Origin of the sequence: Duganella sp. Dugasp56 (assembly GCF_047304105.1) — a bacterium.
GTDB classification, from domain to species: Bacteria; Pseudomonadota; Gammaproteobacteria; order Burkholderiales; family Burkholderiaceae_D; genus Rugamonas; species Rugamonas hordei.
The window spans coordinates 59,373-74,461 of sequence record NZ_JBGLYQ010000018.1 but is presented as its reverse complement, the minus strand read 5'-3'; the positions used below and the strand labels follow the sequence as shown (position 1 = coordinate 74,461).

The window sequence follows — 15,089 nt, the reverse complement described above, 5'->3', positions numbered from 1 at the left end:
GAGTCGCTCCAAGGGCTGGAAAGTTGGGCATACTATGTCTACACTGGTTTCTTTGTTCGTTTCGATACCATGAAAGCGCTCGCTCCCGGAACCGTCATCTTTCATCGCCATCGCGGCTACGGCGTCATCACGTCGGTCAATCTGCTGACCGGCTGGATTTCGGCCCGTTTCGGCAGCGAGGCGAGGACACTGGACTTGAACCTGTCCACCGACGAGGTGCAGTTCGCCGACGGCGAGGCCATTCTGTTCCGCCGCGCGCCGCCCGACCGCATGCCCCATGCCCGGCTGATGGCGCTGGTGCGCGAGCTGCACCGGGCCGGCTACCAGCGGCTGTACCTGTATTCCTGGCCCAAGCCGTCCGGCCTGCACTGGCGCTGGCATTTGTTCGCCGGCCAGCGCGACTGGATGCAGCGCCCCTGGCGCGAAGGCTGGTACGGCTCGGGCGCCGACTACAACGTCAATCCGGTGATGGGCTGGGGCGATTCCCCGGGCGCCACCACCGAGGAGCTGATCCACGCGCTGGCCAAATTCGATCCGCAAGGGCTGGCGCAGGCGCTGGGCCGGGACGAAGACCACACCGCCTGGTTCGCCGGCGTGTGCGATGCGCTGCTGCCCGGCTATATGTACAGCCTGGACATGGCGCGTCCCGACGGCGGTCCGCTGACCGAGATGCCGCCGGTGCCGGTGATCCCGGTGCGCGCCACCTTGCCGCCGTACGCCGGCCCGGACATCGCCTGGCCGCCCGGCTGGGCCGGACTGTGGAGCAAGGTCCACGTGATGCCGGAGCCACGCATCAACCTGACCGGCCTGCCGGAAATTCCCGAACAGACCGACTAGCGCGCGTTGGCCTTGTACTCCGGATTATTGATCTTGTCGCAGGTGCCGGCGGCAAAATCGACGATGTTCTGGAACGCGTGCCGGAAATACAGCTCGTAGCTATCCTTTTCCACGTAACCGAGGTGCGGCGTGGCCAGCACGGTCGGCATGCGCAGCAGCGGCGAATCGGCGGCCAGCGGTTCCGACGGGAACACGTCCAGCGCGGCGTAGCCGGGACGGCCCTTGGGCAGGGCCTGCTCCAGCGCATCCGGCTGGACCAGCTCGGCGCGGCTGGTGTTGACGAACAGCGCGCTCGGCTTCATGCGCGCCAGGTCCTCGGCGGTGACGATGCCGCGCGTATCCGGATGCAGACGCAGGTGCAGGCTCAGCACGTCGGACTGCTCGAACAGCGCCTCGCGCGATTCGGCCGCCGCATGGCCGTCGGCCAGCGCCTTGTCGCGGCTGGACTGGCTGCCCCAGACGATCACCTGCATGCCGAACGCGCGGCCGTAGCCGGCGATGATCTGGCCGATCTTGCCGTAGCCCCAGATGCCCAGCGTGCGGCCCTTGAGCACCACGCCCAGCCCGTTCAGCTGCGGGTTGATGGACGCCGTCTGCCACAACCCATCCTTCAGATTGCTGGCGTACGGCACGATCTTGCGCGCCGCCGCCATGATCAGCGCCCACGTCAGTTCCGCCGGCGCGGTCGGCGAGCCGACCCCTTCGGCGATCGCGATGCCCAGCTCGGTGGCCGCGGCGACATCGACATGGCCGGCCAGCTTGCCGGTCTGAGAAATCAGTTTCAGGTTCGGCAGTTTGGCCAGCAGCGCCCGGTTCAGCGCGGTGCGTTCGCGTATCAATACCACCGCGTCGAACGGGGCCAGCCGGATCGCCAGCTGGCCCAATCCCTTGGTGGTATTGCTGAACACTTTTACCTCATATGGACGCAGCAAATCGAAACATTTGAGGTCCGCAGTTGCATTCTGGTAATCGTCAAGAATCGCGATTTTCATGGAAGTTAGCCGATCTTATCAATGATTTCGTAGGGAAATAACGCGTTCGAAAAGAAGCCGAATAGCTTACTACTTTACTCAACCAATTCTCCTACATTTTTGTATGGAACCCCTATTGACGGGTGTACAATCGCCTCAAAAATGAGGGCCTGTCGATACCAATCCGGGCCCGCGCAAGACCGCCGTGACCCCGCCGACCCATTACGAATGGGCATCTGAGCGAAGCCAAAAGCTGACGACGATCCTGCCGCATGCAGAGCAGAATTTTAATTGGCATTGGAGGTACTATGAATCAACCCGTCATGGGTGGCGTTGCAGCATTGAACGTCCCAGCTTACATCAAACAGCAAAAGCTGATCAATTGGGTGGCGGAAATCGCTTCCCTGACCAAACCGGACCGCATCTACTGGTGCGACGGATCGCAGGAAGAGTACGACCGCCTGTGCGCTGAAATGGTTGCCGCCGGCACCATGAAAAAGCTGAACCAGGAACTGCGTCCGAATTCCTACCTGGCCTGCTCCGACCCGACCGACGTCGCGCGCGTCGAAGACCGCACCTTCATCTGCTCGGCCACCAAGGAAGAAGCCGGCCCGACCAACAACTGGATGGCGCCGTCGGAAATGCGCGCCACGCTGAACCCGCTGTTCGACGGTTGCATGATCGGCCGCACGATGTACGTGGTGCCGTTCTCGATGGGCCCGCTGGGTTCGCCGATCGCCCACATCGGCGTCGAGCTGTCCGATTCGCCTTACGTCGCCGTCAACATGCGCATCATGACCCGCATGGGCAAGGCCGTGTATGACGTGCTGGGCACCGACGGCGAGTTCGTGCCGTGCGTGCACACCGTCGGCGCGCCGCTGGTCAACGGCCAGAAGGATGTCGCCTGGCCGTGCAACGCCACCAAATACATCGTGCACTTCCCCGAGACCCGTGAAATCTGGTCCTACGGTTCGGGCTACGGCGGCAACGCGCTGCTGGGCAAGAAGTGCTTCGCGCTGCGCATCGCCTCCAACATGGGCCATCAAGCCGCCCAGGCCGACGGCGCCGGCTGGCTGGCCGAACACATGCTGATCCTCGGCGTGGAATCGCCTGAAGGCAAGAAGCACTACGTCGCGGCGGCCTTCCCTTCGGCCTGCGGCAAGACCAACTTCGCGATGCTGATCCCGCCGGCAAGCTTCGACGGCTGGAAAGTCACCACCATCGGCGACGACATCGCCTGGATCAAGCCGGGCGCCGACGGCCGCCTGTACGCGATCAATCCGGAAGCCGGCTACTTCGGCGTGGCGCCGGGCACCAACACCCGCACCAACTCGAACTGCATGGCGTCGCTGGGTTCGGACACCATCTTCACCAACGTCGCGCTGACCGACGACGGCGACATCTGGTGGGAAGGCCTGACCAAGGAAGCGCCGGCGCACCTGATCGACTGGCAGGGCAAGGACTGGACGCCGGCATCCGGCACCAAGGCCGCGCACCCGAACGCCCGCTTCACCGTGGCCGCCACGCAGAATCCGGTGATCGATCCGGCCTGGGACGACCCGGCCGGCGTGCCGATCTCGGCCTTCATCTTCGGCGGCCGCCGTTCGACCACGGTGCCGCTGGTGACCGAGGCGCGCAACTGGGTCGAAGGCGTGTACATGGCCGCGACCATGGGTTCCGAAACCACCGCAGCAGCCGCCGGCCAGATGGGCGTCGTGCGCCGCGACCCGTTCGCGATGCTGCCGTTCATCGGCTACAACATGAGCGACTACTTCCAGCACTGGCTCAACATGGGCGAGAAGCTGGGCAAGGCCAACGCCGCCGCGCTGCCGAAGATCTACTGCGTCAACTGGTTCCGCACCGACGAGCAGGGCCATTTCGTCTGGCCTGGTTTCGGCGACAACATGCGCGTGCTGAAGTGGATGCTGGAGCGCATCGAAGGCAAGGCCGGCGGCATCGAAAACATCTTCGGCACCACGCCGCGCTTCGGCGACCTGAAGTGGGACGGCATTCCGTTCTCGCCGGAAGAGTTCGAGACGATCACCTCGATCGACAAGGATGCATGGCGTGAAGAGCTGAAGCTGCACGAAGAACTGTTCGCCAAGCTGGCCTACCACCTGCCGGCCGAACTGACGGCCGTCAAAGCCGAACTGGAAAAGCGCCTGGCGCGCTAATTCAAAACCGGGGTCGGTCGATCCCGGTTTTTTTTGCTTGTAATTTCGCACGGGTGTGCTAAAGTTGGGGTATGGATACCCTGACTGCAAAAAGCGAGGCGACTTACGCCACCATCATCGACGCCGCCCTGGACATGGCGGCGGTGGATGGCATCGGCAAGCTGTCGCTCGGCGAGCTGGCCAAGCGCACCGGCATCAGCAAGAGCGGCGTGTTCTCCCGCGTGGGCTCGCTGGAAAGCCTGCAGGCCGCCGTGCTCGATGAATACGACCGCCGCTTCGCCCAGGAAGTGTTCATGCCCGCCTTGCAACAGCCCAAGGGCCTGCCGCGCCTGATGGCGATGGTCGGCGCCTGGTCGCAGCGCGCCTGTGACGAGGGACTGCGCAACTCCTGCCTGTACAGCGCCGGCGCCTTCGAGTTCGACGACCAGACCGGCCCGCTGCGCGACCGCCTGCAGCAAGGCGCCGTGGCCTGGCGCGCCTCGCTGCGCAAGACCATCCTGCAGGCGGTGGAACTCGGCCACCTGCGCCCGGATACCGACGCCGGCCAGCTGGTCTACGAAATCTACAGCCTGATCGTGGGGCTGATCCACGATACCCGTTTCCTGCATGACGATCAGGCCCACCGCCACATGCAGCGCGCCTTCAGCCGCCTGATCTCGACCTACAAAAGCTTCAACGACATGGAATAACACTGGCCGCAGTCCGTCTGCGGTTTTCTTTCAACCAGTTTCGCACACATGTGCGAAAATAAGGAGCGCATCATGGCCGCTTTACTCTTGCTGATACCCGTCGGACTGTACTTCGTGGCGACCAGCCGTTTGTGGTGTATCCTGCGCTCGCTGCCAAGCTGTAACGAGGATTTTGTACTGTACTGAGGATCGTTTGAACCGCAAGCTCATCATGTTTGATTTCGACGGAACACTTGCCGACACACTGCCGGTCTTCGTCAACGTGTTCGACCAGGCCGCCGACAAGTATGGCTTCAGGCGCTTGGACCGCAGCCGCCAGCAGGAGTTGCGCAACCTCGACGCGCGGCAGGTGATGGCGATCCACGAGATCCCGTGGTGGAAGGTGCCGGCCATCGCCACCTTTATGCGTTCCGCCATGGGACGCAGCCTTGCCGACATCCACCTGTTCGACGGCATGGCGGACGTGTTGCGCGCGCTGAAGGCGCAAGGTCTGATGCTGGCCATCGTCAGCTCCAACTCGCGCAGCAATGTGGTCGCGGTGCTGGGTCCGGAGCTGGCCGCGCTGTTCACCCGCTTTGAATGCGGCGCCTCGCTGTTCGGCAAGCTGCCTAAGATCCGCAAGGTGCTGGCCGCCGCCGGCGTCGCGCGCGAGCAGACGATGCTGATCGGCGACGAAATCCGCGACGCCCGAGTCTCCGCCGAAGCCGGTATCGATTTCGGCGCGGTGGCGTGGGGCTTCAACCATGTCGAAGCGCTGATCGCCGAGCAGCCGGCGCAGGTATTCCGGCAAGTCGCCGAACTGGCCCGGCTTGGTTAATTTCGTAATGGCAGCTGACGAAATTCGCACTCTTCCGGATACTTCCGGCTAGTACTATTTCCCTTCGCCGATTTAGCGTCTGGAATGATGATGTCGAGTTTTTCGCCCAAGTTCATGGCAGCCTGCGCGCTGTCGGTATTGCTGTCGCCAGCGATGGCGCAACCTGACCAGCTGACCAGCCCCGTGAAAGTGACGGGCGGCGAAATCGCCGGCTTGCGCGCCGGTACGCTGAACAGCTATCTGGGCGTCCCCTTCGCGGCGCCGCCTGTCGGCAATCTCCGTTGGCGGGCGCCGCAAGCCGTCGTGCCGTGGCAAGGCGTAAAGGAAGCGGGCAGCTACGCCGCGGCCTGCGCCCAGACCGCGCCGTGGATCACGAATCCCAAAAGCGAAGACTGCCTGTATCTCAATGTCTGGGCGCCTGAAAAAGCGAAGCGCCTGCCGGTGATCGTCTGGATACATGGTGGCGGCTATTACGGCGGCACCGCCGCGCAGCCCTTGTACAACGGCGCCAACCTGGCGCAGCGCGGAGCCGTCGTCGTCACGCTGAACTACCGCCTCGGCATATTCGGTTTCTTTGCCCACCCGGAGCTCACGGCCGAGTCGCCGGACAAGGCTTCCGGAAACCAGGGCATGCTGGACCAGATCGCGGCGCTGCGCTGGGTGAAGAACAACATCGCGGCCTTTGGCGGCGACCCGGACCGCGTGACGATAGTGGGCGAGTCGTCCGGCGGCGAATCCGTCGCGATCCTGGTCGCATCGCCGCTGGCCAAGGGCCTGTTCCAGCGCGCCATCGCCGAGAGCGGCAACGACGCCATGCCGATCAACGCCAAGGAAAACAGCCAGTTCGACCGCAAGACCGCCGAAGCGGATGGGCTGGCTGCCGGCAAAGCGATGGGGGCGGAACATCTGGCCGCCCTGCACGCGCTGAGCGTCGAAGCCTTGCAAAAGGCGACCTGGTCGCCGCGCACGATAGTCGACGGCCGCCTGCTGCGCGAAGACCTGACCTCGACCTATCGTAATCACCGCCAGAATGATGTGCCCCTGCTGGTCGGATGGAACGCCGAAGAAGGCAAGGACCTGGCGCCGGAGATCCTGGGCACCAGCGATTTCACGGCCGCCAGGCACCGCGAGCTGGTGGCCAAGCTGCTCGGCCATGCGCCATCCGATGCCGTGCTGGCCGCCTATCCCGGCGCAACGGATGTCCAGGCCAAGGCCTCCCTCGTTCAGCTGACCAACGACTGGTGGGGCTGGCGCATGGCGCATTGGGCAGGCCTGCAGGCGAAGTACGGGCGAGCCAAACCGTATGTCTACTTCTTTGCCCACCAGCCTGCGCAGCCGGAGAATCCCTGCGGCTATGGCTGCGGAGCGGGTCATGGCGCCGAGATCCAGTACGTGTTCGACAATCTCCACCTGGACCGGCGTGCCTGGACCACTGCGGACCGTCAGCTTGCAAGCAGGCTTGCCGACACCTGGGTCAACTTCGCGCGCACGGGTAGCCCGAACGGAAAAGGCTTGCCGGCCTGGCCGGCATACGATGGCACCGCGGCGTCCGTACTGCGCATCGGCGGCGAAGCCCAGCTCAAGGCAAATCCGCTGCCGGCATTTAGCGATACTGGGCCGCTGCGCCGAGAATAGCCTTCGGCTCCAGATACGCCTCCAGCCCGTACGGCCCGAACTCGCGGCCTATGCCCGATTGCTTGAAGCCGCCGAACGGCGCGATCAGATCGTCATGCACGCCATTGATGTGGACGCGGCCGGCGATCAGCTGGTCCGCCACGCGATTGGCGCGGGCCAGGTCGGTCGAGCTGACATAGGCCTGCAGGCCGTAAGGCGTGTCGTTGGCGATGGCGATCGCTTCTTCCTCCGTCCGGTAGCTCAGGATGGACAGCACCGGCCCGAAGATTTCTTCCTTCGCGATCGTCATGGCGGGCGTCACGCCGGCAAACACCGTCGGCTTGACGAAGTAGCCCGCCTCCAGCCCTTCCGGCTTGCCCGGTCCGCCCGTCAGCAGCTCGGCTCCTTCGGCAATGCCGGCGTTGATGTAGTGCTGCACGCGGTCGTACTGCTTGCGCGTGACGATAGGTCCCAGCGCCACCGACGGATCGCGCGGATCGCCGACCTTGACCGCTTCGGCCGCCGCCTTCGCCAGTTGCTTGACCTGCTGCAGCCTGTGCTCCGGCACCAGCAGCCGCGAGCCGGCGATGCAGGCCTGGCCGTTGTTCATGAAGCAGGCCATGATCGCGGCCGGCACGGCCTTGTCGAAATCGGCGTCGTCCAGCAGCACGTTGGCTCCCTTGCCGCCCAGTTCCAGCGTCACCCGCTTCATGGTGTCGACCGCCGCGCGGGCGATGGTCTTGCCGACCGCGGTGGAGCCGGTGAACGAAATCTTGTTGATGTCCGGATGCACGCTCAGTTCCGCGCCGACCACGTCGCCGCGACCATTGACGATGTTGACCACGCCAGGCGGCAGGCCCGCCGCGTGGATGCACTCGGTGAGGATCTGGTTTTGCACGGCGCTCAACTCGCTCGGCTTGACCACCACCGTGCAGCCGGCCGCGATGGCCGTCGCCACCTTGTTGGCGACGAACCAGGCGCTGGAATTCCACGGCGTGATAATGGCGACCACGCCGACCGGCTCCAGCACCACCTTGGATTTGCCCACCGTCTTGACGAACGCGTGATCGTCCATCACCTTCTTCACGTCGAGGAACATGTTGGCGGTATAGCGCGAGCGGCCGATGCTGCTGGCCGAGGTGCCGCCGTATTCCTCCATCAGCGCGGCGGCCGATTCGTCGGCGCGCGCCAGCACCGCGTCGTGCAGGCGTTGCAGCCAGGCGCCGCGCTGTTCCTTGCTGGTGCGCGAGAACGCGGGGAACGCGGCCCTGGCGGCGGCCACCGCGCGGCGGGTGTCTTCCACGTCGCCCAGCCGCACCTGGCCGGCGAGCTGGCCGGTGGTTGGGTTGACGAGGTCCGCCAGTTCCGTGCCGTGCGGCGTGACGAACTGGCCGTTGATGTAAATCTGATCGATGTTGCGCATGAGAAAACTCCGGTTGTCTGATGAGATGGCGCCATTCTAGAAATTCGCCGCCGCGCGCGTCAGTCCGATTCCTGCCGCATGTTTGCCTGATTCTGCCGATCCCGGAAAAATGCAGTCCATGCCTGTATTTCAACATTTCGTCTCAATCCGTGAGCGCCGCGATGGGCGCCGGCTTACAGTGCAAGCTCACCATTTTTTCGATAGGCCTATAGACATGACAACTGCAACCACCCGCATCGGCGTCGCCAGCGCCCTGTTGTTCTCCCTGATCCTGGGTGTGGCCCATGCCGACAGCGCGGCTCCCGACCTGGAGAGCCGTCGCGCGGCGCTGAACAACCTGATCAAGGAACAGTGGGAATACACGATGCGCTCCAGCCCCGAATGGGCGTCGCTGCTGGGCGACAAGCGCTACAACGACAAATGGTCGGACTTCTCGCAGGCGGGCATCGATGCCGACATCAAGGTCAGCGGCGACTTCCTCAAGCGCTTCGAGGCGCTCGACACCACCGGCTTCCCGCTGCAGGAACAACTGAACCGCGAACTGATGGTGCGCCAGCTGCGCCAGAACGTCGACGGCGCGCGCTTCAAGGATTGGGAGATGCCGCTGGCGCAAAACTCCGGCATCCACATCGATACGCCGATGCTCATCTCCGCGCTGCCGTTCGAGACGGTGAAGGACTACGAGGACTACATCACGCGCCTGCACGCGCTGCCGAAGCTGTTCGACGAGACCCGCGTGCAGATGGAGAAAGGCGTGCACGACCACCTGATGCCGCCGCAGTTCCTGATCCCGAAAATCGTCAAGCAGTGCGAGGACGTGGCGGCGATGAAGCCGGCCGATTCGCCCTTCGCCGAGCCGCTGAAGAAATTCCCGAAAGAGTTCTCGGACGCCGACAAGGCGCGCCTGAGCAAGGCGGTGCTGGCGACGGTGCAGAAGGATGTAATCCCGGCGTATAAAAAGCTGGCCGTTTACACCAAGACCAAGTACCTGCCGCACGGCCGCAAGGACGTCGGCATGTGGTCGCTGCCGGACGGCGCGGCGCGTTATGCGTACAAGGCCAAGTCGTCGACCACGACCGACATGACCCCGGAAGAGATCCATCAACTGGGCCTGTCCGAAGTCAAGCGCATCGAATCGCAGATGCTGGAAACGGCGCAGAAGCTGGGCTACAAGGACCTGAAGAGCTTCAACAAGGCGGTGGCCGCCAAGCCCGAGCTGCATCCTAAATCGCGTCAGGAAATCATCGACCTGTACCAGAAATATACGGACCAGATGTACACGCAGCTGTCGCAACAGTTCGGCGTGCTGCCTAAGGGTAAAGTGGAAATCAAGCCGGTCGAGGAATTCCGCGAGAAGGGTGCGTCCGCCGCCGCCTACATGCCAGGTTCGCCGGACGGCAAGCGCGCCGGCCGCGTGATGGTCAACACCGGCGACTTCGCACATCGCTCCACCATCGACATCGAAACCACCGCGCTGCACGAAGGCGTGCCGGGCCACCACATGCAGCTGACCATCGCACAGGAAATCGAAGGACTGCCGACCTTCCGCCAGCAGGGCAACTACACCGCCTATGCCGAAGGCTGGGCGCTGTACTCGGAGCGTCTGGGCGAGGAGCTGGGCTTCTACAAGGATCCATACAGCTACTACGGCCATCTGCAGGATGAGATGCTGCGCGCGATCCGCCTGGTGGTCGACACCGGCCTGCATTACAAGAAATGGAACCGCCAGCAGGTGGTGGACTTCTTCCACGACCACTCGGGCATCGAGGAAGTGGAAGTGCAGAGCGAGACCGACCGCTACATCGTGTGGCCGGGCCAGGCGCTGGGCTACAAGATCGGCCAGCTGAAGATCCTCGAACTGCGCGACTACGCTCGTAAAGAGCTGGGCTCCGGCTTCGATATCCGCAGCTTCCACGACCAGGTGCTGGGCGCCGGCGCGCTGCCGATGGATGTGCTGGAAACGCACATCAAGGAATGGGTCAGCGCGGAGAAGCTGAAGCAGACCCGAACCGCCGCGCAGTAATCGCTACACCGCCGCCGATCGCAGCTTTTTCATATCTTGCATCGGCGGCGCGCCGAACAGGCGCCGGTACTCGCGGCTGAACTGGGACTGGCTTTCGTAGCCTACCTTGTACGCGGCGGTACCGGCGTCGACGTCGCCGCCCAGCAGTAGCGCACGCGCATGCTGCAGGCGCAGCTGCTTCTGATACTGCATCGGCCCCATCGTCGTCACCGCCTTGAAGCGGTGATGCAGGCTGGAGACGCTCATGTTGGTGGCCTGCGCCAGATCCTCGACCTTGACCGGCTGGTCGAAATGATCCTTCAGCCAGGCGATGGCCTTGCTGATGCCGCGGTCCTGCTGGTCGAGCACGATGTTCTGGTACAGCTGGCGGCCGCCTGCGCCGGTCAGCATGCGATAGATGATTTCCCGCTTCACGCCCACCGCCAGGAACGTCGCTTCCTGCGGCGGCGCATCGAGCAAGCGCACCAGCTTGTACAAGGCTTCCTGCAATTCAGGATCGGACTTGCCGACGAAGGCGCCGCGCACCGGCTGCGGCGATTCGATATCGATCTTCGCTTCCATCACGACGGCTGCCATTTCCGATGGATCGAGTTCGATGTTCAGCAACAGGTAGGGCTGGTCCGGCGTGGCGTTGACGACATGGCCGGCGGCCGGCATGTCCACCGACACCACCAGGTATTCGCCCGGACCGTAATCGAGCACGTCGTCCGGCAGGTGCACGCGCTTGCTGCCCTGCAGGATCATGCAGCACGACGGCTTGAGCACGCCGCGCGTGACGGACGTCGGCTGCGAGGAATGGTACAGCGCCAGGAACGGGATCGCCGTCGCCACCCTGTCGTCGTGCCGCACATGCTGCTGCACGATGGCGATCATATGATCGAGGGGCGACGGCGGGATATCCCGTTTCACGATGAGATTTACTTCAATAGAGGCTGCAGATATTTGCCGGTGACGCTGGCCGGATTGGCCGCCACGTCTTCCGGCGTGCCGGCGGCGATGATCTTGCCGCCGCCCGCGCCGCCTTCCGGTCCCAGGTCCACGATCCAGTCGGCCGTCTTGATGACGTCCAGATTGTGCTCGATGATGACCAGCGTGTTGCCCTGGTCGCGCAGGCGGTGGATCACCTTCAGCAGCAGGTCGATATCGTGGAAGTGCAGGCCGGTGGTCGGCTCGTCCAGGATGTACAGCGTGCGGCCGGTGTCGCGCTTGGACAGCTCCAGCGACAGCTTGACGCGCTGCGCCTCGCCGCCCGACAAGGTGGTCGCGCTCTGGCCAAGCTTGATGTAGCCCAGGCCCACGTCCAGCAGCGTATGCAGCTTGCGGGCGATCAGCGGCACCGGCTTGAAGAACTCGTGCGCGTCCTCCACCGTCATGTCGAGGATCTCGGTGATGTTCTTGCCCTTGTAGTGCACTTCCAGCGTTTCGCGGTTGTAGCGCTTGCCGTGGCAGACGTCGCACGGCACGTAGACGTCCGGCAGGAAGTGCATCTCGACCTTGATCACGCCGTCGCCCTGGCAGGCTTCGCAGCGGCCGCCCTTGACATTGAACGAGAAGCGCCCGGCGCTGTAGCCGCGTTCCTTGGCCGTCGGCACCGTCGCGAACAGGTCGCGGATCGGCGTGAACAGGCCGGTGTAGGTGGCGGGGTTCGAGCGCGGCGTGCGGCCGATCGGCGCCTGGTCGACGGAGATGACCTTGTCGAAGTGTTCCAGGCCGCTGATCGAGTCGTGCGGCGACGGTTCGGTCTGCGAACCGTACAGGTGGCGCGACAGCGCCGGATACAGCGTGTCGTTGATCAGCGACGATTTGCCGGAGCCGGACACGCCGGTCACGCAGGTCATCAGGCCGACCGGCAGGTTCAGGTTGACCTTCTTCAGGTTGTTGCCGGTGGCGCCGGTGATCACCAGCTGCTTGTCCGGATCGGCCACGTGGCGCTTCTTCGGCACGGCGATCTTCAGCGTGCCTTTCAGGTACTGGGCCGTCAGCGACTGCTTGTTCTTCAGGATGTCGGCCAGCGTGCCCTGGGCGATGATGTCGCCGCCGTGCACGCCGGCGCCCTTGCCCATGTCGACGATGTAGTCGGCGGTGCGGATCGCATCCTCGTCGTGCTCCACCACCAGCACGCTGTTGCCGATGTCGCGCAGGTGCTTCAGCGTTTCGATCAGGCGGTCGTTGTCGCGCTGGTGCAGGCCGATCGACGGTTCATCGAGCACGTACATCACGCCGGTCAGGCCGGAGCCGATCTGCGAGGCCAGGCGGATGCGCTGCGCCTCGCCGCCGGACAGCGTATCGGCGCTGCGGTCGAGCGACAGGTAGTCGAGGCCGACGTTGTTGAGGAACTGCAGGCGCGAGATGATCTCCTTGACCACGCGGTCGGCGATCTCCTTCTTCGCGCCCTTCAGTTTCAGCTGCTCGAAGAAGGTCAGCGTGTCGCGCAGCGGTTTCTCGGCGATCTCATAGATCGCCTTTTCCTGCTTGCCGGTGCCGACCTTGACATAGCGCGCTTCCACGCGCAGGCGCGCGCCGTCGCACGACGGGCACTTCTTCTCGTTGATGAACTTCGCCAGTTCCTCCTTGACGGCCATCGAATCGGTCTCGCGGTAGCGGCGCGACAGGTTGGTCACCACGCCTTCGAACGTGTGCTCCTTGACGACGGTGCGGCCGCGCTCATTGACGTAGCTGAACGGGATCTGCGTCTTGCCCGAGCCGTGCAGGATCACTTCCTGCGCCGTCTTCGGCAACTGCTCGAACGGCAGGTCCAGGTCGAACCCGTAGAAGGCCGCCAGGTTGGACAGCATCTGGAAGTAGAACTGGTTGCGGCGGTCCCACCCTTTCACCGCGCCGGACGCCAGCGACAGATTGGGGAAGGCGACGATGCGCTTCGGATCGAAGAACTCGATGTGACCGAGGCCGTCGCATTCCGGGCAGGCGCCCATCGGGTTATTGAACGAGAACAGGCGCGGCTCCAGCTCCTGCAGCGAATAACCGCACTCGTTGCAGGCGAACTTGCTGGAGTAGACGTGTTCGGCGCCGCTGTCCATTTCCAGCGCCACGGCGCGGCCGTCGGCCAGGCGCAGCGCGGTCTCGAAGCTCTCGGCCAGGCGCTGCTTGATATCGGCGCTGACCTTGACGCGGTCGATGACGACGTCGATGGTGTGCTTCTCGGTTTTCTTCAGCTTGGGCAGGTCGTCCACTTCGTAGATCTTGGCGTCGTGCGTGCCGCTCTGCACGCGGAAGCGGATGAAGCCCTGGGCCTGCATCTGCTCGAACAGGTCGGAGTGCTCGCCCTTGCGGTTGGCCACCACCGGCGCCAGGATCATCAGCTTGGTCGCTTCCGGCATGGACAGCACGGCGTCGACCATCTGCGAGACGGTCTGCGCGGCCAGCGCGTTGTCCGGGTGGTTGATGCAGTAAGGCGTGCCGACGCGCGCGTACAGCAGGCGCAGGTAGTCGTGGATCTCGGTCACGGTGCCGACGGTCGAACGCGGGTTGTGCGAGGTGGCTTTCTGCTCGATCGAGATCGCCGGCGACAGGCCTTCGATCAGGTCGACGTCCGGCTTTTCCATCAGTTGCAGGAACTGGCGGGCATAGGCCGACAGGGATTCCACATAGCGGCGCTGGCCCTCGGCGTACAGCGTGTCGAAAGCGAGCGATGACTTACCGGAGCCGGACAGGCCGGTAATCACGATCAGCTTGTTGCGCGGCAGGTCGAGATTGATGTTTTTGAGGTTGTGCGTGCGTGCGCCGCGGATGCGGATCTGTTCCATGGATATTTGGCCTTTAGAGTCAACCCGTAACTATAGCCGGGTTTGATTACTTGCGCCGACCTTGAGCTGGATCGCATTCGGGTGGCTTGACACTGTATATAATACCAGTATTTTCTTGCGACGTTTCAACTTCACGCCGACCTCGGCAGATGGGGACGGATGCCGAAAATGATAGCCCTCGCGTGTCGTTCGACTATAATCGTCGTTTAGCATTTGTTAAACAGCCCGCCCGTGCGGCCGCCGTTACTCAGGAGTTTTATACATGGCATCAGTCAACAAAGTCATCATCGTCGGCAATCTGGGTCGCGATCCGGAAATTCGCTACATGCCTAGCGGTGACGCGATCGCCAACATTGCTGTGGCGACATCCTACAAATCGAAGGACCGCAACACCGGCGAGCAGAAAGAGCTCACCGAATGGCACCGTATTTCGTTCTTCGGCCGCCTGGCTGAAATCGTCGGCCAGTACCTGAAAAAAGGCTCGTCGGTCTACGTCGAAGGCCGCCTGCAGACCCGCAAGTACACCGACAAGGACGGCGTCGAGAAATACGCGACCGACATCATCGCCGAGCAGATGCAAATGCTGGGTGGCCGCCAGGGCATGGGCGGCGACGGCGGCATGGACGACGGCGGCGGCTACGAAGCCCCGCCACAACAGCGCCAGGCACCGGCACCGCGTCCGCAAATGGCCGCCCCGGCACCACGCCCGGCGCCGAAACCGGCACCGAACTTCTCGGACATGGATGACGATATTCCGTTCTAAGGCGTACCTGCTGT

At 63.7% G+C, this 15,089-nt stretch carries 11 protein-coding genes; 7 read left to right on the top strand and 4 right to left on the bottom strand.

The window, feature by feature from the left end; genetic code table 11:
• Positions 1-69 precede the first annotated feature (69 nt).
• On the top strand, positions 70-837 hold the full coding sequence (locus ACCD07_RS14415; RefSeq protein WP_176653420.1) for an L-asparaginase: 768 nt from the start codon (positions 70-72) through the stop codon (positions 835-837).
• Here the strand turns inward: ACCD07_RS14415 and ACCD07_RS14410 are convergent.
• Complete coding sequence (locus tag ACCD07_RS14410; protein ID WP_176653421.1) at positions 834-1,829, bottom strand: D-2-hydroxyacid dehydrogenase family protein; 996 nt, start codon at positions 1,827-1,829, stop codon at positions 834-836. The genes ACCD07_RS14415 and ACCD07_RS14410 overlap by 4 nt on opposite strands.
• A 287-nt stretch (positions 1,830-2,116) precedes the next feature.
• Here ACCD07_RS14410 and ACCD07_RS14405 point away from each other — a divergent pair, with 287 nt between their 5' ends.
• The 4 genes from ACCD07_RS14405 (at position 2,117) to ACCD07_RS14390 (ending at position 7,123) form a co-directional block, all read left to right on the top strand.
• Positions 2,117-3,982 (top strand): phosphoenolpyruvate carboxykinase (GTP), encoded by a 1,866-nt coding sequence (locus tag ACCD07_RS14405; RefSeq protein ID WP_176653422.1) that lies wholly within the window; start codon positions 2,117-2,119, stop codon positions 3,980-3,982.
• A 71-nt stretch (positions 3,983-4,053) separates the two neighbouring features.
• Positions 4,054-4,671 (top strand): TetR/AcrR family transcriptional regulator, encoded by a 618-nt coding sequence (locus ACCD07_RS14400; protein WP_176653423.1) that lies wholly within the window; start codon positions 4,054-4,056, stop codon positions 4,669-4,671.
• A 193-nt stretch (positions 4,672-4,864) separates the two neighbouring features.
• Positions 4,865-5,488 carry an HAD hydrolase-like protein gene (locus ACCD07_RS14395; RefSeq protein ID WP_413447735.1) on the top strand — a complete coding sequence of 208 codons (624 nt, stop codon included), beginning with the start codon at positions 4,865-4,867 and terminating at the stop codon, positions 5,486-5,488.
• An 84-nt stretch (positions 5,489-5,572) separates the two neighbouring features.
• Positions 5,573-7,123, top strand: a complete 1,551-nt coding sequence (locus ACCD07_RS14390; protein WP_413447734.1) for a carboxylesterase/lipase family protein — start codon at positions 5,573-5,575, stop codon at positions 7,121-7,123.
• On the opposite strand, the gene ACCD07_RS14385 is transcribed toward ACCD07_RS14390, so the two are convergent.
• Positions 7,092-8,525, bottom strand: coding sequence for an aldehyde dehydrogenase family protein (locus ACCD07_RS14385; RefSeq protein WP_413447733.1), 1,434 nt, complete (start codon positions 8,523-8,525; stop codon positions 7,092-7,094). The genes ACCD07_RS14390 and ACCD07_RS14385 overlap by 32 nt on opposite strands.
• 214 nt (positions 8,526-8,739) lie before the next feature.
• On the opposite strand from ACCD07_RS14385, the gene ACCD07_RS14380 reads away from it, so the two are divergent.
• Positions 8,740-10,548: a DUF885 domain-containing protein gene (locus ACCD07_RS14380; RefSeq protein ID WP_413447732.1), complete on the top strand. Its 1,809-nt coding sequence runs from the start codon at positions 8,740-8,742 to the stop codon at positions 10,546-10,548.
• A gap of 3 nt (positions 10,549-10,551) precedes the next feature.
• Here ACCD07_RS14380 and ACCD07_RS14375 read toward each other — a convergent pair whose 3' ends face one another.
• Both ACCD07_RS14375 and uvrA read right to left on the bottom strand, forming a co-directional pair.
• Entirely contained in the window at positions 10,552-11,457 is a 906-nt protein-coding gene (locus ACCD07_RS14375; protein WP_413447731.1) for an AraC family transcriptional regulator, read from the bottom strand.
• Between the two features lie 8 nt (positions 11,458-11,465).
• Complete coding sequence (gene uvrA / locus ACCD07_RS14370) at positions 11,466-14,312, bottom strand: excinuclease ABC subunit UvrA (protein ID WP_413447730.1); 2,847 nt, start codon at positions 14,310-14,312, stop codon at positions 11,466-11,468.
• A gap of 262 nt (positions 14,313-14,574) precedes the next feature.
• Here uvrA and ssb point away from each other — a divergent pair, with 262 nt between their 5' ends.
• Positions 14,575-15,075 (top strand): single-stranded DNA-binding protein, encoded by a 501-nt coding sequence (gene ssb, locus ACCD07_RS14365; protein WP_176653429.1) that lies wholly within the window; start codon positions 14,575-14,577, stop codon positions 15,073-15,075.
• Positions 15,076-15,089 lie beyond the last annotated feature (14 nt).